Source organism: Pseudorhizobium tarimense, from assembly GCF_022968135.1.
GTDB classification, from domain to species: Bacteria; Pseudomonadota; Alphaproteobacteria; order Rhizobiales; family Rhizobiaceae; genus Neorhizobium; species Neorhizobium tarimense.
In genome coordinates this window covers 200,490-216,870 of the sequence record NZ_JALJRA010000010.1, presented here as the reverse complement: position 1 = coordinate 216,870, position 16,381 = coordinate 200,490, and the positions used below count along the sequence as shown (strand labels likewise).

The 16,381-nt window shown below is 63.2% G+C and carries 21 protein-coding genes; 11 read left to right on the top strand and 10 right to left on the bottom strand.

All coding sequences use genetic code 11. The features are described from left to right. Window positions 1-641: aconitase family protein (locus MUU54_RS14175; protein WP_247244653.1), on the bottom strand; the 641-nt coding region annotated here is incomplete at its 3' end. A gap of 262 nt (window positions 642-903) precedes the next feature. On the opposite strand from MUU54_RS14175, the gene ccmA reads away from it, so the two are divergent. The 5 genes from ccmA to MUU54_RS14150 are packed head-to-tail and all read left to right on the top strand — an operon-like array spanning window position 904 to window position 3,775. Further along, window positions 904-1,545, top strand: a complete 642-nt coding sequence (ccmA, locus tag MUU54_RS14170) for a heme ABC exporter ATP-binding protein CcmA (RefSeq protein WP_247244652.1) — start codon at window positions 904-906, stop codon at window positions 1,543-1,545. After that, window positions 1,542-2,201, top strand: a complete 660-nt coding sequence (gene ccmB / locus MUU54_RS14165) for a heme exporter protein CcmB (protein ID WP_247244651.1) — start codon at window positions 1,542-1,544, stop codon at window positions 2,199-2,201. The genes ccmA and ccmB overlap by 4 nt, the downstream gene beginning before the upstream one ends. A 44-nt stretch (window positions 2,202-2,245) precedes the next feature. Continuing rightward, window positions 2,246-3,004: a heme ABC transporter permease gene (locus tag MUU54_RS14160; RefSeq protein WP_247244650.1), complete on the top strand. Its 759-nt coding sequence runs from the start codon at window positions 2,246-2,248 to the stop codon at window positions 3,002-3,004. A gap of 1 nt (window position 3,005) precedes the next feature. Continuing rightward, complete coding sequence (ccmD, locus tag MUU54_RS14155; protein ID WP_247244649.1) at window positions 3,006-3,179, top strand: heme exporter protein CcmD; 174 nt, start codon at window positions 3,006-3,008, stop codon at window positions 3,177-3,179. Continuing rightward, window positions 3,176-3,775, top strand: a complete 600-nt coding sequence (locus MUU54_RS14150; protein ID WP_247244648.1) for a DsbE family thiol:disulfide interchange protein — start codon at window positions 3,176-3,178, stop codon at window positions 3,773-3,775. The genes ccmD and MUU54_RS14150 overlap by 4 nt, the downstream gene beginning before the upstream one ends. A gap of 4 nt (window positions 3,776-3,779) precedes the next feature. On the opposite strand, the gene MUU54_RS14145 is transcribed toward MUU54_RS14150, so the two are convergent. The 8 genes from MUU54_RS14145 to MUU54_RS14110 all read right to left on the bottom strand — a co-directional run bounded on the left by MUU54_RS14145 (window position 3,780) and on the right by MUU54_RS14110 (window position 11,007). Further along, entirely contained in the window at window positions 3,780-4,367 is a 588-nt protein-coding gene (locus tag MUU54_RS14145) for a DUF2585 domain-containing protein (protein ID WP_247244647.1), read from the bottom strand. Further along, the gene (locus tag MUU54_RS14140; protein WP_247244646.1) at window positions 4,364-5,011 is read right to left on the bottom strand and encodes a septation protein A; all 648 of its coding nucleotides are present in this window, start codon (window positions 5,009-5,011) and stop codon (window positions 4,364-4,366) included. Before MUU54_RS14140 ends, MUU54_RS14145 begins: the two co-directional genes overlap by 4 nt. A gap of 55 nt (window positions 5,012-5,066) precedes the next feature. Beyond that, window positions 5,067-6,449 (bottom strand): signal recognition particle-docking protein FtsY, encoded by a 1,383-nt coding sequence (ftsY, locus tag MUU54_RS14135; RefSeq protein WP_247244645.1) that lies wholly within the window; start codon window positions 6,447-6,449, stop codon window positions 5,067-5,069. A gap of 9 nt (window positions 6,450-6,458) precedes the next feature. Next, window positions 6,459-7,733, bottom strand: a complete 1,275-nt coding sequence (gene mtaB / locus MUU54_RS14130; protein WP_247244644.1) for a tRNA (N(6)-L-threonylcarbamoyladenosine(37)-C(2))-methylthiotransferase MtaB — start codon at window positions 7,731-7,733, stop codon at window positions 6,459-6,461. Then, window positions 7,730-8,644, bottom strand: a complete 915-nt coding sequence (gene dapF / locus MUU54_RS14125) for a diaminopimelate epimerase (RefSeq protein WP_247244643.1) — start codon at window positions 8,642-8,644, stop codon at window positions 7,730-7,732. Before dapF ends, mtaB begins: the two co-directional genes overlap by 4 nt. Before the next feature lie 549 nt (window positions 8,645-9,193). Beyond that, the gene (locus tag MUU54_RS14120; protein ID WP_247244642.1) at window positions 9,194-10,276 is read right to left on the bottom strand and encodes an MBL fold metallo-hydrolase; all 1,083 of its coding nucleotides are present in this window, start codon (window positions 10,274-10,276) and stop codon (window positions 9,194-9,196) included. A 51-nt stretch (window positions 10,277-10,327) separates the two neighbouring features. Next, window positions 10,328-10,765 carry a type II toxin-antitoxin system VapC family toxin gene (locus MUU54_RS14115; RefSeq protein ID WP_247244641.1) on the bottom strand — a complete coding sequence of 146 codons (438 nt, stop codon included), beginning with the start codon at window positions 10,763-10,765 and terminating at the stop codon, window positions 10,328-10,330. Beyond that, window positions 10,765-11,007 (bottom strand): type II toxin-antitoxin system VapB family antitoxin, encoded by a 243-nt coding sequence (locus MUU54_RS14110; protein WP_247244640.1) that lies wholly within the window; start codon window positions 11,005-11,007, stop codon window positions 10,765-10,767. Before MUU54_RS14110 ends, MUU54_RS14115 begins: the two co-directional genes overlap by 1 nt. A gap of 306 nt (window positions 11,008-11,313) precedes the next feature. On the opposite strand from MUU54_RS14110, the gene ffh reads away from it, so the two are divergent. The 6 genes from ffh (at window position 11,314) to MUU54_RS14080 (ending at window position 15,385) form a co-directional block, all read left to right on the top strand. After that, window positions 11,314-12,882: a signal recognition particle protein gene (gene ffh / locus MUU54_RS14105; RefSeq protein WP_247244639.1), complete on the top strand. Its 1,569-nt coding sequence runs from the start codon at window positions 11,314-11,316 to the stop codon at window positions 12,880-12,882. A 12-nt stretch (window positions 12,883-12,894) separates the two neighbouring features. Then, window positions 12,895-13,209: a chorismate mutase gene (locus MUU54_RS14100; protein ID WP_247244638.1), complete on the top strand. Its 315-nt coding sequence runs from the start codon at window positions 12,895-12,897 to the stop codon at window positions 13,207-13,209. A 51-nt stretch (window positions 13,210-13,260) separates the two neighbouring features. After that, window positions 13,261-13,635 carry a 30S ribosomal protein S16 gene (gene rpsP / locus MUU54_RS14095; protein WP_247244637.1) on the top strand — a complete coding sequence of 125 codons (375 nt, stop codon included), beginning with the start codon at window positions 13,261-13,263 and terminating at the stop codon, window positions 13,633-13,635. Between the two features lie 119 nt (window positions 13,636-13,754). Beyond that, window positions 13,755-14,321 carry a ribosome maturation factor RimM gene (rimM, locus tag MUU54_RS14090; RefSeq protein ID WP_247244636.1) on the top strand — a complete coding sequence of 189 codons (567 nt, stop codon included), beginning with the start codon at window positions 13,755-13,757 and terminating at the stop codon, window positions 14,319-14,321. A gap of 6 nt (window positions 14,322-14,327) precedes the next feature. Beyond that, a complete protein-coding gene (gene trmD / locus MUU54_RS14085) occupies window positions 14,328-15,026 on the top strand; it encodes a tRNA (guanosine(37)-N1)-methyltransferase TrmD (RefSeq protein ID WP_247244635.1) in 699 nt (232 codons plus the stop codon). After that, the gene (locus MUU54_RS14080; protein WP_247244634.1) at window positions 15,023-15,385 is read left to right on the top strand and encodes a DUF4260 domain-containing protein; all 363 of its coding nucleotides are present in this window, start codon (window positions 15,023-15,025) and stop codon (window positions 15,383-15,385) included. Before trmD ends, MUU54_RS14080 begins: the two co-directional genes overlap by 4 nt. Here MUU54_RS14080 and MUU54_RS14075 read toward each other — a convergent pair. After that, entirely contained in the window at window positions 15,375-16,118 is a 744-nt protein-coding gene (locus tag MUU54_RS14075; protein ID WP_247244633.1) for a sulfite exporter TauE/SafE family protein, read from the bottom strand. The genes MUU54_RS14080 and MUU54_RS14075 overlap by 11 nt on opposite strands. Window positions 16,119-16,381 lie beyond the last annotated feature (263 nt).

Below are 16,381 nucleotides of genomic sequence, written 5' to 3'. Positions count from 1 at the left end.
GTGCCGACGCAGGTGTCGGGATAAGCTACCGTCTCGCCGTCCTCGTCCTTTGTCCAGACAGTTTGGCCGAGGTATTCCAGGTTGACCTGGTGACAGATGCCGGTGCCGGGCGGCACGACGCGGAAGTTCTTGAACGCCTGCTGGCCCCATTTCAGGAAGCGGTAGCGCTCGCCGTTACGCTGGTATTCCAGCTCCACGTTGCGGGCAAACGAGGTGGGGGTGCCGAATTCGTCGACGATGACCGAGTGGTCGATGACGAGATCGACAGGAACGAGTGGGTTGATCTTTTCCGGATCGCCGCCGAGGGCCTTGATGCCGTCGCGCATGGCCGCAAGGTCAACCACGGCCGGAACGCCGGTGAAGTCCTGCATCAGCACGCGGGCGGGACGATAAGCGATCTCGCTTTCGACGGCGCCCTTGTTGTTCAGCCATTCGGCAACCGTCAGGATCTGCTCCTTGGTAACCGAGCGGCCGTCTTCATGACGCAGCAGATTCTCGAGCAGAACCTTCATCGAGAACGGCAGTTTCGAGACGCCGGGGAGACCGTTGGCTTCCGCCTTTGGAAGGCTGTAGTAGACATAGTCCTTGCCGTCGACGGTAAGGACGGAGCGACAATTGAAGCTGTCGAGAGATTTGGTCACGGAAAACCCCGCTGATATTAAGAGCCAACACGCGCGTGCGGACGCCTATGCACTACTGCACATCAGGATGCGGGTACGACCATTTCCGCTGTCCGCACGAGAAGACATTGCCTTCAGGTTCGGCGCAAGATGATAATCACGCCGGCCGCTGGCGTGGTTGCGAAGCTTATAGATAATTTCTAAGAAGGGTTCCAGACTGCTAAAGTGGCAATTGCGAAAATTTTTCAGTCCGGTGATTAAAATCTTAACGAAGGCATCGAGCATGCGGCTGAAGGCCGAAGGGCTGGCCGCACGGCGCGGCGAAGACCTGCTTTTCTCGGATATTTCCTTTGATCTGGGCGGCGGAGACGCGCTCATTCTGACCGGCCACAATGGCTCCGGAAAGTCGACGCTGCTGCGCGTTGTCGCGGGCCTCCTGCCGGCCGAGGCCGGGCGCGTGACGTGGTCCGGACCGGGGGAGTCCAGCCGCGCCAGCGAAGCCTGCCACTACCTTGGCCATCGCAATGCGATGAAGCCGGAAATGACGGTGTCGGAGAACCTTTCCTTCTGGAAGACCTTCCTCGGCGACACCGCCCGAGGGAGAGGCGTATCCATAGCCGAAGCGACCGAATTGGTCGGCCTGGGCGGCATCGCCCATCTACCTTTCGGTTATCTGTCGGCCGGGCAGCAGCGGCGGATGGCGTTCGCGAAACTGCTCGTCGCTTATCGCCCCGTCTGGATCCTCGACGAACCCATGGCAGCCCTCGACGCTCGGGCCGAAGAAACGTTCACCGACCTCATCCAGCGCCATCTTCAAGCGGGGGGGCTGCTTCTGGCGGCAACCCACCAGCCGCTTGGTCTCGACAATGCGCAGGAGCTGCGGATGAAGGGGTTTTCGGCATTTCCGCAAGATGCCCTCCAATGATGACGCTTCTGGTTCGCGACCTGAAGCTTTCCGTCCGCGCCGGCGGCGGTGCCCTGATCGGCGTGCTGTTCTTCATGACCGTGGTTGCGGTCATTCCCTTCGGCGTCGGTCCGGATCTCAACCTTCTGTCCCGCATCGGACCCGCCATTGTCTGGATCGGCGCGCTCCTGTCCGCCTTGCTCGGGCTCGACCGTCTGTTTCAGACGGAGCGCGAGGATGGCTCGCTTGACCTGATCCTCATGCAGGAGCATCCGCTGGTTCTGACCGTGCTGGTCAAATGCCTGGCGCACTGGATCGCCAACTGCCTGCCGCTGGTGATCGCCTCGCCGCTGCTCGGCCTTTTCATGAACATGAGCGAAGTGGCAATCGGCGCGGTGGCCCTGACTTTGCTCGTTGGCTCGCCGGCACTCACCTTCATCGGCGCGGTCGGCGCGGCGGTCGCCGTTGCCCTCCCGCGTGGCGGGCTCCTCGTTTCCATCCTCGTCCTGCCGCTGGCGATCCCGGTCCTGATCTTCGGCGTCAGCGCCTCCTATGCCGCCGTCGAAGATCCCGCCCCGTTTATGCCGCCTTTTCTGATATTGTCCGCCATCACGTTGTTTTTTGCCGTTCTCGGCCCGCTCGGCGCGGCCTTGGCGTTGCGGAACGGCGGTGATTGACTAGAATCAAGCCTGCAGACGTCGCGCTCGCCTAGAAAGACGCCATGACCGAAAGCCTTGCCATCACCAGGTTCAGCGATCTCGCCAATCCGACGCGTTTCCTTTCGCTGGCCGGCCGCATCATTCCATGGCTTGCCGGCCTGACCCTCTGTCTCTTCGCGATTGGCCTCTACCTGAGCTTCACCACCGAGGGTGATTACCAGCAGGGCGAGACGGTCCGTATCATGTACGTCCACGTCCCGGCCGCCTGGCTGTCGATGATGTGCTACACGGTGATGGCGCTTTCGGCGATTGGAACGCTGGTCTGGCGCCATCCTCTCGCAGATGTCAGCCACAAGGCAGCCGCCCCGCTGGGTGCGGCCTTCACGCTGATCGCGCTTGCCACCGGTTCGCTCTGGGGCAAGCCGATGTGGGGCACCTGGTGGGTCTGGGACGCGCGCCTGACCTCGGTCTTCGTGCTGTTCCTGATGTATCTCGGCCTGATCGCGCTGAACCGCGCGATGGACGATCCGTCCAAGGCTGCCCGGCTGAGCGCCGTCCTCATTCTCGTCGGCTTCGTCAACATCCCGATCATCAAGTTTTCCGTGGAATGGTGGAACACGCTGCACCAGCCGGCAAGCGTCGTGCGCCTGGACGGACCGACGATCGACCCGGAATTCCTGATCCCGCTGCTGGTCATGGCGGTTGCCTTCACCTTCCTCTTCTTCACGCTGCATCTGATGGCGATGCGCAACGAGATCTGGCGCCGCCGGGTTGGCGCGCAACGCCGCATGGCCGCCCGCATGGCCGGCAGGGGTACCTGACATGAGCCACGGCTTCTACATCGCCCTTTCCTACGGCATCTCCGCGCTGATCGTCGCCCTCCTGATCGCCTGGGTCTGGTGGGACGGACGCGCCCGCCGGCGTGAACTCGCGGAACTGGAAGGCTCCGGCATCCGCCGCCGTTCGACGGCAACGCCCAAGGACAATGCCGCATGACCAGCGACGCTGACACACCAACGCGCCGACGCGGATACGGGCGCTACCTGCTCGCCCTCCTGCCGCTCTTGATCTTCGCAGCTTTTGCCCTCGTCGCCGGCAAGATGCTCTATGACCAGGACGTCAACGGCCGCGACATCTCTGCCATCCCTTCGGCCCTGATCGGCCAGAAGGCGCCGTCGCTGGCGCTGCCGGAACTGGAAGGCTCGAACACGCCGGCGCTCACCGACGCGGCGATCGCCAGGAAGCTGACCCTCGTCAACGTCTTCGCCTCCTGGTGCGTCCCCTGCCGGCAGGAGCATCCCTTCCTGAAGGAACTGGCAAAGGACGAGCGGCTGACGGTGGTCGGCATCAACTACAAGGACCGCAACGACAACGCACTGCGCTTCCTCGGCGAGCTCGGCAATCCCTATGATGCGATCGGCGTCGATCCGAACGGCAAGGCCGCGATCGACTGGGGCGTCTACGGCATCCCGGAAAGCTATCTTGTCGGGACGGACGGGACCATACTCTACAAGAAGGTCGGCCCGTTCGACGAACGCAGCCTGACGCAGGAACTCCTGCCGGCCATCGAGAAAGCCGCCGCCGGGACCTGAACGGTCAGCCCAGGGCTGCCTGCCAGTCGCGCACCGCATCGACCGGCCACAGCAGCATCAGCACATTCAGTGTCAGGTTGTCGCGAATGATCCAGCCGGTCAGGAGCTCGAAGCCGATGGCAATCGCAACCGTCAGCCAGATCGGCAGACGGGCCGCCGCAAAAAAACCGACAGCCATGAAGATCGTGTCCATCGCAGAATTTAGGATGCTGTCGCCACTATAGCCGAGCGCCATGGTGGCGGTGCGGTAGCGGTCAATCACGATCGGCGTGTTTTCCAGCACCTCCCACGCCGCCTCGATCAGGACGGGGAAGGAAAGCCGCGCCGTCAGCGGCGCGCGGCGGAACAGCAGCCAGGCAAGGCCGTAGAACAGGAAGCCATGGATGATGTGGGACGGGGTGTACCAGTCCGACAGATGCTGTGAATTACCGCTGGAATTCACCCCGCCTTCCCAGAGCTTGACGTAGCCGCACTCGCAGATCGGCAGTCGGCCCATGGCGTAGAGCACGACGATCTGCAGCAGGAACAGCGCGAGCGCCGCCGCAAGCCAGTGCCGCGAGGACGATGGAGAAGGCGCCGTGAGGGAGCTCACTTCTCGGCTTCCGCCGCCGCCTCAGGAATCGTGTGGCGCATGATCAGCGGCAGCTGGGAGAATGTGAAGGCGAGCGTGATCGGCATCGTGCCCCAGACCTTGAAGTTGACCCAAAAGTCGTCGGAGAAGTTGCGCCAGACCACTTCGTTCAGCACGGCGAGGAAGAGGAAGAAGACGCCCCAGCGGAAGGTCAGCTTCTTCCAGCCCATCTCATCGAGATTGAAGGCGGCGTTGAAGACGTAGCCGAGCAGCGACTTGCTGAAGAACAGGCCGCCGAGCAGGACCACCCCAAAGAGCGTGTTCACGATCGTCGGCTTCATCTTGATGAAGGTTTCGTCCTGCAACCAGATCGACAGGGTGCCGAAGACCATGACCACCACCCCGGACACGAAGGGCATGACCGGCAGGTGCTTGAAGACGATCTTCGACACGATCAGCGAGATCACGGTCGCCACCATGAACAGCGCCGTTGCAATCAAGAGCGGCCCGCCGACGATGTTCAAAGCCGGGAAGGTTTCCGCCAGCCATTCGCCCCGGATATTGCCGAAGAAGAAGACGAGAAGCGGCCCGATCTCGAGCGCGAACTTCAGCATCGGGTGATGCTTTTCTTCCGAGGTGGCCTTGGTATCGCTTTCGACCTGCATCGATCTCAACTTCTGCTGACTGGCTGTGGCGGCTGCAAACCGGGTTTCTGTGGCATCAATGCGTCAGCCCGGCAATGGCCTTGGCAAAATCATCTGCTTCGAACGGCTCCAGATCGTCGACGCCTTCACCGACACCGATGAAATAGACCGGCAGCTTGTGCTTGGCCGCGATGCCGACCAGGATGCCGCCGCGCGCCGTGCCGTCAAGCTTGGTCATGATCAGGCCGCTGACGCCGGCAACGTTGCGGAAGATCTCCACCTGCTGCAAGGCATTCTGGCCGGTGGTGGCATCGAGCGTCTGCAGCACGGTGTGCGGCGCATCCGGATCGAGCTTGCCCAGCACGCGGACGATCTTCTCCAGTTCCGCCATAAGCTCCGCCTTGTTTTGCAGCCGGCCCGCTGTATCGATGATCAAAACATCCGATTTCTTCGCCCGCGCCTGTTCGAAGGCATCGTAGGCGAGGCCTGCGGCATCGGCGCCGAGCTTCGTCCCGATGAATTCGGAACCGGTGCGGTCGGCCCAGATCTTCAGCTGCTCGATGGCGGCAGCGCGGAATGTGTCGCCGGCCGCCAGCATGACCTTCAGCCCCGAGCCTGAGAGCTTTGCGGCAAGCTTGCCGATCGTCGTTGTCTTGCCCGTGCCGTTGACGCCGACCACCAGGATGACGTGCGGCTTGTGGTTGAGGTCCAGCTGCAGTGGCTTTGCGACCGGCGTCAGCACCTTGCTGATCTCGGCCGCCATGATGCGGGAAACGTCTTCGCCGGTCACATCCTTGCCGTAGCGCTCCGAGGACAAGGCCCCGGTAATGCGCATGGCAGTTTCCACGCCGAGATCCGACTGGATCAGCAGATCCTCAAGGTCCTCCAGCGTCTGGTCGTCCAGCTTGCGCTTGGTGAACAGCGCCGAGATCTGGCCGGTGAGCTGCGACGAGGTGCGGGCAAGCCCGGCGCGCAGGCGCTGATACCAGCTGAGCCGCGGCGCGGGCACTTCAGGCTCCGCAACGACTTCGGCGCGCGTGGCGAATCCCTTCGGCAGAACCGGCTCGGCGACAGGGGAGGCTTCGGTCCCGGCTTCGCTTTCCGCCTTCAGCAGCGACAGCGGCACAAGGCCGATTTCGGTATTCTCTTCGGCGCCGGGGAGGATGGGAGGCAGGTCCTCCTCGACGGCCTCGGGCTCTGCCTCAACCTCGGACTCCATCTCGCGATCGGACAGCTCGGCAAAATCGTCGGCAGCCGGCCCGCCAGCGGTTTCCATCTCCACGGTTGCAACGGGATCGACCGGAGAAACCGGCAGATCCTCCTCGCGGGAATGCGGCTCGCTTTCCGCCTCAAGCGCGGCAGCCTCTGTCGGCGTCAGGTGCTCTTCCGGCACCTGCTGCTCCTCGACCGGCTTGTCCTTGCCGAAGGTGAAGACCTTTTTGATGAAGCCGAGCGCCATTTGCTTTCCTTACGCCGCCTGCGCTTCTGCAAGCCGCATCTCGAGATGTCTGCCGTTGTGGCCGGTGATCGTCGCCTGCCTGAACTCGCGCGGTGACAGGCCAGGGGCTGCTACGAGCGCGAAGTTCTCGGTGTGAGCGAAACCGTTGTTCTCCACCAGGATCATCTGTTGCGTTCCAACCATCCGGTCAAGGTGCCGGCTCAGAAGTGCCTCGCCGCAGGCACGAAGCCGCGCTGCCCGTTCCTTCACCAGCTTCCGGTCGAGCTGTGGCATCCGCGCCGCCGGCGTGCCGGGCCGGGGGCTATAGGGGAAGACGTGCAGGAAGGAAATGTCTGCTTCTTCCGCAAGGCTTGCGGCGCCTTCGAACATCTCCTCTGTCTCCGTCGGGAAGCCGGCAATCATATCGGCGCCGAAGGTGATTTCGGGCCGCAACCGCCGTGCCTGCTCCACGAAGGCCAGTGCATCCGCGCGGCTGTGCCGGCGCTTCATCCGCTTCAGGATCAGGTCGTCGCCGTGCTGCAGCGACAGGTGCAGATGCGGCATGAAGCGCGGTTCATCGGCGATGAGGTCCCACAGATGGCTGTCCGCCTCGATGCTGTCGATCGAGGACAGGCGCAGCCGCCGGATGTCCGGCACCTGCTTCAGCAAGGTCTTGGCAAGGAGCCCCAGCGTCGGTTCCCCCGGAAGATCGGCGCCGTAGCTAGTGGCATCCACGCCGGTCAGCACGATCTCGCGATAGCCGCTCTGTACTAGTTTGCGCGCCTGATCGACGACCGCACCCATGGGCACCGAACGGGAATTGCCGCGGCCATAGGGAATGATGCAGAAGGTGCAGCGATGATCGCAGCCGTTCTGCACCTGGATGAAGGCGCGCACATGCCCGTCGATATGCTTCACCATCTGCGGCGCGGTCGCCTTGACGCTCATGATGTCGTTGACGCGCACTTTCTCTTCCGCCGAGACGCCGAAATCCGGCAGGGCGCGGTAGGACGTGGCGGTCAGCTTCTCCTCGTTTCCGAGCACCGCATCCACCTCGACCATCTCGGCAAAGGTCTGCTTTTCGGTTTGCGCCGCGCAGCCGGTGACGATGATGCGGGCGTGTGGATTCTCGCGCCGTGCGCGGCGGATGGCCTGGCGTGCCTGGCGTACCGCCTCGCTTGTCACTGCGCAGGTGTTGACGAGCACGGCATTGTTGAGCCCGGCCTTCTCCGCCTCGGCCCGCATCACTTCCGACTCGTAGGTGTTCAGCCGGCAGCCGAAGGTGATGACCTCGACGCCGCTCAATGCGCCTGAGCCCCCTGCCCGTGGTTTTCCGCCTCCAGATCACGGCTGAAGCTGCCGGTGGCGGGATCGACCTTGCCCGACCATTCCCACTCTGCCGGGCCGGTCATGATGACATGATCGTCCTCGCGCCACTCGATCACCAGCGGCTGACGGATAGGGCTGGAGGCGACGTCGATCTCCACCCTGCGACCGGTACGGCCGGTGCGGGCGGCGGAGACGGCGGCGGCGCAGGCCGCAGAGCCGCAGGCCAGCGTCAGGCCGGCGCCACGCTCCCACGTCCGCGTCCGCAGCGACTGGTCCGACGTCACCTGCGCCAGCGTGATGTTCGCCTTTTCCGGGAACATCGGATGGTTTTCGAGCAGCGGGCCGAAACGTTCCAGGTCGAAGTCCATCGGGTCCTTGTCCACCCAGAAGACGGCATGGGGATTACCCATCGACATGGCGGAGGGCGAGTGGAGGATCGGCGCATCGATCGGGCCGATCTGCAGCTCGATGCGGCTCGTGTCGAACTCCTCCGACAGCGGGATGCGGTTCCAGGCAAACACCGGCTTGCCCATGTCGACGGAGATCGAGCCGTCGTCGTGCTCTTTCGCGTTCAGGATGCCGGCAACCGTCTGGAAGGTGAAGGACTTGCGGCCCGTTTCAGCGGCGAGCGCCTGCACGACGCAGCGTGTGCCGTTGCCGCAGGCTTGCGCCTTGGAGCCATCCGAATTCAGGATGTCGATCCAGGCATCCGTGCCTTCGGCCTTTGGATCATGGATGGCCATGATCTGGTCGAACTGCGTGGCAGGATCGGCATTCAAGGCAATCGCAGCTTGAGGCGTGACCTTGTCCGCCCGGCCGCGCATGTCGACGACGAGGATCTTGTTGCCAAGCCCGTTCATCCTTGCAAATTCGACCTGATCTGCCATCGCCTTCGATCCCGTTCGGCCTTTGCCGCTTGCCGCCGTATATGGCGGAAACCACGGATAATTACCAGTGCTTGGACATGCCGAGCCGCCGCCACCGGACGCCGGCGCGGTTGCAAATACGTTCCAAGGAGAGCCCACGCACATGCGAAACCTCTCAAAGTAATCTGTGTGGCTCCGCATGTGCGTGGCCTTCGGCGTTCTTTCGGGACTTCCGGTCCCTACAGGCAGTCATCTCGTCTCGCTGCGTGCGAGCAGCGCTCGCACTTGCACGGCTAAACCGAACCGGAACCTGGCGGCCCGGGGGAGACTTGATAGGCAGCGGCATCTTGCGACAGCACCGCCATGACTTCCGCCTCCCTGCCTCTCACCGCACGTTACGGCATCGAGACAGAGCGCCGGCTCCCGCCTGCCCGCGAACGTCTCGCGAAACACTCCGGCGACGGAAGCGGGAGCATTTTCGCTCTAGTTCGAGATGGGTGAATCTGAATTGGCCTAAGTGTCTGATCCGGTTGAGGCAGGTGTGCAGAACCCAGGTATGGTATCCCGGGATCACGCTGTTGCCGCAGGCACCTCGAACACCTCGCCGGGTCGCATCGGCCGGAAGCGATCGCGTGGCAGGCTGCGCTTGTCGAGTGCCGCGTGCAATGCCTCCACCGGCTCCTCGATGCCCTCGTCCGTCAGCTTGAAGGTGCCCCAGTGATGCCCGGCAACATGGGCAGCATTGCAGAGAAGCATGCCCTCCACCGCCTCGTCGGGGTTCTGGTGCTGCGCCTTCATGAACCACTGCGGCTCATACGCACCGAAAGGCAGGTTAGCGAGACGGAAACCGCCGTGCTTCTCCCGCGCGGCGCGGTAGTTGATGCCGCTGTGAAAACCGGTATCGCCGATGTGGTAGATCTTGCCGGCCGGCGTTTCGATGACGAAGGCTGCCCATAGCGCCATCCGGCGATCGCCGAGCCCACGGGCCGACCAGTGATGGCACGGCTCGCAATGCAGGGTGATGCCGCGGCCGAGATCAAGACGCCCGCCCCAATCCATCACATCGATGCGGGCATCGGTGACGCGATCGCGGATGATATCGTCATTGCCGAGCGGCGTGACGAAATGCGGCTTGTCGCGGCCCTGGAGGACCCAGAGCGTTTCCAGATCCATGTGGTCGTAGTGGTTGTGGGTGACGATGACGAGATCGATGGGCGGCAGGTCGCCCATGTTGATGCCGGGCTGGTTGACCCGCTTCGGGCCGGCGAACCGCACGGGGCTCGCACGCTCGTCCCACACCGGATCAGTCAGGATGTTGAGGCCCGCGACCTGGATCAGGAAGGAGGCGTGGCCGACCATGGTGGCCACGAGCCGGTCACCGGAGACACGCTCTTCCGGCACCGCCTGCGGAAAGGGACTGGGGAAGCTTTCCGGCCAGGCCTTGTTACCATTGCCGAGCTTCCAGCGGATCAAATTCAGGAAACCGCTCGGCTCTTCACCGTTCGGGTTGAAGAAGAGCTTGCCGTCGAAATGGTCACTGACGGGCCCGGAATAGTATTTGTTGCCAGCCATGGCGCTCCTTGCCGTGACACCGCCGGCAAGCGCGGCGAGGGCTGCGAGACCGGACCATTTGAGGAAGTTTCGACGATTCATTCTACTTCCGTAGCAGGCTGCGCTCCTGAGCGGGAGACTGCGCCCGTCCGATTACGCGATCTTGATATCGGTCTTGCCGAAATCATCGCCGACGAAGAGGAGCGGCAGCTTCAAGGCCTTTGCCGCGGCATAGGAGAAGCAGTCTCCAAAGTTGAGACGGGCAGGGTGGCCGACAAAGCGGCCGTAGGTGCGGGCGGCTTCAAGAGCGGTTTTGTGAAGGCCTGCGGGCAAGGTCACTTCAACTGCGTCGACTTGGTCAAGGAAGCTTCGGACGAGATCCTGCGTTTCCTCAATCAGGCTCGCAGGCGTGGGCGCATGATCCCCATAAATGGAGATCTTCTTCTTGCGGGCTAAGGCGATTACCGCTTCAAAGACCACTGTCGAAGAGAAGTAGACCGGAGGCTCTGCCTGCTCGATCTTTCGAAGAAGAGAGCTTCCAGCTTCTTCCTGACCGATGATGGCGACGATTGCTGATGCATCGATGAACATCAGATCTCCCACATCTCGTCCATGAAAGCCTTCTCGTCGAAATTGGGATCGTTCGGCCCGAGCGCCGCATAACGATCCTGGATCTTTCGCACCCGCTCTTCCAGCGTCAACTCCTGGCCAGAGCGTTTGAGTTCGTTCTCGAGCGCCACCCGCACGGCTTCCGTCTTTGTCTTTGTGCCAAGCCGGTGCATCAGCTCATCCGCGAGCTCGTTTACCTTAGGATCGCGAATATAAAGGGACATCGCATCACTGCCTTCCACACCGGAGAATATTCAATATAGACATATGGAATATTCATGCAACCTCTGGCGAGACCCTCATCCCTTGACTTTCCCGTCCGTTTCCTGTTTATCGCCCGCATCTGCTGACAAGTGACAAGACTTGGAGCCGCCGACCGGGGCCGATGATACTGAGCCCGGAGGTCAACACCCGACAGCGCGACGCGCCCTCGGGTGCTTTTTGGCTTTGTCCGTATTGGGGCGTCTTGCTTTTGCCGGTCGGGATGACGACGTTTCCGGTATCCCCCGGAAGCGAAGAAGGAAGATACGATGTTTGAAAACCTCCAGGACCGTCTTGGCTCCATCCTGAATGGACTGACCGGCCGTGGCGCGCTCTCCGAGGCGGATGTCTCCGCAGCGCTGCGCGAGGTTCGCCGTGCGCTACTGGAAGCAGACGTGGCGCTTGAGGTCGTCCGCTCCTTCACCGACCGCGTGCGCGAAAAGGCGGTCGGCGCGGAAGTGCTGAAGTCGATCAAGCCCGGCCAGATGGTCGTCAAGATCGTCCATGACGAACTGGTCGAGATGCTGGGTGCGGAAGGGGTCGGCATCGACCTGCATGCGCCCGCTCCCGTCGTCATCATGATGGTCGGTCTGCAGGGGTCGGGCAAGACGACGACCACCGGCAAGATTGCCAAGCGGCTGACCGACCGCGACAAGAAAAAGGTGCTGATGGCGTCGCTCGACACGCGCCGTCCGGCCGCCCAGGAGCAGCTTCGCCAGGTCGGCGTGCAGACGGGTGTCGACACGCTGCCGATCATCGCCGGCCAGTCGCCCACTGATATTGCCGCGCGCGCCGTGCAGGCGGCCAAGCTCGGCGGCCATGATGTGGTGATCCTCGACACCGCCGGCCGTACCCATATCGACGAGCCGCTCATGGTCGAGATGGCGGAGATCAAGCGGCGCGCCAACCCGCACGAGATCCTGCTGGTCGCCGATGCGCTGACCGGCCAGGATGCCGTCAACCTTGCCCGCAATTTCGACGAACGCGTCGGCATCACCGGCCTCGTCCTGACTCGCATGGACGGCGATGGCCGTGGCGGCGCCGCCCTTTCCATGCGCGCCGTGACCGGCAAGCCCATCAAGCTGATCGGCACCGGCGAGAAGATGTCGGAGGTGGAGGAATTCCACCCCCGCCGCATCGCCGACCGCATCCTCGGCATGGGCGACATCGTTTCGCTGGTTGAAAAGGCCTCGCAGAACATCGACGCCGAAAAGGCGCGTGCCATGGCCGAGAAGATGGCCAAGGGCAAGTTCGACCTGAACGATCTGGCCGACCAGTTGCGCCAGATGAAGTCGCTCGGCGGCATGGGCGGCATCATGGGCATGATGCCCGGCATGGCCGGCATGAAGGACAAGCTCGCCGCATCCGGCATGAGCGACAAGGTGTTCGACCGCCAGATCGCCATCATCTCCTCGATGACCAAGGCGGAACGCGCCAACCCGGATATTCTGAAGCACTCCCGCAAGAAGCGCATCGCCGCCGGTTCCGGCACCGACGCTGCCGAGATCAACAAGCTTTTGAAGATGCATCGCCAGATGGCCGACATGATGAAGGCCATGGGCGGCAAGGGCAAAGGCGGCGGCATGATGAAGCAGATGATGGGCGGCCTTGCCGGCAAGATGGGCCTTGGTGGCATGGGTGGCGGCATGGGGGGAATGGGCGGCATGCCCGACCTATCCAAGCTCGATCCGAAGCAGCTCGAAGCGCTGCAGAAGCAGGCCGAAGCCGCAGGCTTCAAGCCAGGCTCGATGCCGGGCATGGGTGGCGGCATGGGTGGATTGCCGGGCCTCGGCGGCGGCAGCTTCCCGGGCCTGCCCGGCCTGCCGAAGAAGAAGTAAGGAGGGGGAACCATGGCCGAGGACGTCAAGCAGAAGCTCGCGAGCTATCGCCAGTCGATCGACAACATCGACGCGGCGCTGGTGCACATGCTCGCCGAACGCTTCCGCTGCACCAAGGAAGTCGGCCTCCTGAAGGCCCAGTACGATTTGCCGCCGGCCGACCCGGCGCGCGAAGAATACCAGATCGAACGCCTCCGCCGCCTGGCGAAGGATGCTCATCTGGATCCGGATTTCGCCGAGAAGTTCCTCAACTTCGTCATAAAGGAAGTCATCCGGCATCATGAAGCCATTGCCGCCGAACACGGCGGTACGAAACAACCCGCTTGATACCAGACAGCCCGCCGGACGGCGGCCTCAAGAAAACCAAGGAGTAAGAACATGTCCCTGAAGATTCGTCTCGCCCGCGGCGGCTCCAAGAAGCGCCCCTACTACCACGTCGTTCTGGCCGACGCCCGCGCCCCGCGCGACGGCCGCTTCCTGGAAAAGCTCGGTTCCTGGAACCCGATGCTGCCGAAGGACAACGAAAAGCGCGTCGAGCTGAACCTCGAGCGTATCCAGGAATGGATCGCCAAGGGCGCACAGCCGACGGACCGCGTTCTGCGCTTCCTCGCCGAAGCCGGCGTTGCCCAGCGCGAAGCCCGCAACAACCCGGAAAAGGCAAAGCCCGGCAAGAAGGCGCAGGAGCGCGCCGCCGAGCGTGCGCAGCGCGAAGAAGACGCCAAGGCTTCTGCAGCAGAAGCTGCTGCAGAATAATTCTTCATCCGCTTTTGCAGCGGACGACGGGCGGCACGGCGACGTGCCGCCCGTTTTGTGTTTTCATTTGGCTGCACCGCCGTTAGAAGCGCCACATAATGTTCCGGTACGAGGCATCCATGGGCAAGCTCCAGAATCCGATCCTGATGGCGACCATCGGCGCCGCGCAAGGACTTCGCGGCGAAGTCCGTGTGCGCTCCTACACGGCCGACCCGATGGCCCTCGGCGACTACGGAAAGCTCCACAGCGAAGACGGCCGCATGTTCGAGATCCTGGAGATCCGCGAGGCGAAGAACATCGTGATCGTCCGCTTCCGCGGCATCAACGATCGGAACGCGGCCGAAGCACTGAACGGGTTGGAGCTCTTCATCGAGCGCGAGAACCTGCCCGATGACGAGCTGGATGACGACGAGTTCTATTACGCCGACCTTGAGGGGCTCGAGGCTGTCGACGAGACGGGCAAGAGCTACGGGACGGTGAGCGGCGTCTACGACTTCGGCGCCGGTGACCTTCTGGAGCTCAAGGGTCCGGGCCGTCGACCGACGCTCATTCCATTCTCCGAAGCGGCCGTTCTGGAGATCGACCTCGAAGGCGGGCGAATCCTCATCGACCCGCGCGCGGCGGGACTGGTAGACGACCCCGCCGAGAAGGGGGACGGCACCCCGCCCAAGGGCCGCGGCCGGTAGTTCGAGATGACCTTTCGCGCCACCATCCTGACCCTCTATCCGGAGATGTTTCCGGGCCACCTTGGCCATTCGCTTGCCGGAAAGGCACTGGAGCGGGGCCAATGGGCAATCGAGCCCGTGCAGATCCGCGACTTTGCCGAGGATCGCCATCGCACGGTGGACGACACGCCGGCCGGCGGCGGCGCGGGCATGGTGCTGAAGCCGGACATCCTGGCCAAGGCGATCGATCATGTCTCGGCTGACGATCATCGGCCGCGGCTCCTGATGAGCCCGCGGGGCAGGCCGCTTACGCAGAAGCGGGTGCGCGAGCTCGCCACAAGCGAGGGCGTGGTGATCGTCTGCGGCCGCTTCGAGGGGGTGGATCAGCGCGTGATCGAGGCACGCCAACTCGAAGAGGTCTCGATGGGCGACTACATCCTTTCGGGCGGAGAACCGGCAGCATTGACGCTGCTCGATGCCGTCGTGCGCATCCTGCCGGGCGTGATGGGAAATGCACTTTCGGGCACCCACGAAAGCTTCGAGGACGGGCTGCTTGAGTATCCGCATTACACGCGACCGCAGGTCTTCGAAGGCCGCGAGATTCCGGCCGTGCTGACGTCCGGAAATCATGGCGAGATCGACAAATGGCGGCGCGAGCAAGCGCTGAAGCTGACAAAAGAGCGCCGCCCGGACTTGCTGAACCAGACCGCGGGCAAGACGCCGTGACGCTGCTGCTCCGGCTCGAGAACCTTGCGATCGCGCTCCTGGCCCTAGGCGCCTACTGGCAGTGGGGCGGCGGCTGGGGATTGTTCCTGCTGCTCGTCCTGGCGCCCGATATCTCGATGCTGGCCTATGTCTTTGGCCCGAGGGTAGGAGCGATCGGCTACAACACACTCCACAGCCTCATCGGCGTCGGCCTGCTGTTGGCGGCGGGCTATGCCGCAGGCTGGAGCCTCGCCGTTCCCATCGCCCTCATCTGGACCTTCCACATCGCCCTGGACAGGGCGCTGGGCTACGGCCTGAAGTACGAAACCGGCTTTGCCGACACGCACCTCGGGCGCATCGGCAGGTCGCTCAATAGATGAAGTAGTAGGCGGTCAAGGCGGCCCCGACGCCGACGACGATGACCCGCATCACCGTCTGCGACACGCGGCGCGCCATCCAGACGCCGGCATAGCCGCCGAGCGCGACGCCCGGAATCATCACCAGGGCCTGCGGCCAGGCGACGACGCCGCCGGAGACGAAGATCACGATGGCGACGGCAGCGATCAGGATCGACAGCAGGTTCTTTAGCGCATTGAGGTGATGATAGGTGCCGCCGGAGGTGATGCCGAGGACGGCCAGCATCATGATGCCCATGCCGGCACCGAAGAAGCCGCCATAGATCGAGGTGAAGAACTGCGCGATGACGCTGAGCGGCGAATTAACCGGCCGCTCCGCCGAGGCCTTCGGCTTGAGCCATGGCCCCGCCGCGAAGATGATCGTGGCGGCCGCCAGCAGCCATGGGACGATCTGGCGGAAGGACGGGTTGTCGAGGGAGAGGAGCAGCAAGGATCCGCCAAGCGCGCCGACAATCGAGACGATCGACAGAGCAATCGCGCTCTTCCAGCTCTTGGCGATCTCGTCTCGGTAAGCAAGCGTCGACGTGATGTAGCCGGGGAACTGGGTGATGGAGGAGGTCGCGTTGGCGGTGATCGGCGGCAGACCGGCGACGGTGAGCGCACCGAAGGTCAGAAACGTGCCGCCGCCGGCAATGGCATTGACCGCACCGGCGAGAAAGGCCGAGACAAACAGCATCAGCATGGTAGCAACGGTCATTGACATCCTCCGTGACGACGCAGTGCACATAGCGGGATGGCGCACGGTCGACAAGGACGGTCCATTGCACTCCGGTACGCCAGAAAATCAGGCGGAACGGGATGACAAAGCAGTTTCTTTGGTGTATTGGCGCACCCGGACATGGGGAGATCCCCGTCGACCAGCAAGCAAAGAATGGCGAACCCGCTCTTGGCCCGATGGGTCAGACTCCAGAGGCATGGCCCAAAGCCACGACCGAAGGACAGACACGAGCGCTCTGGCTG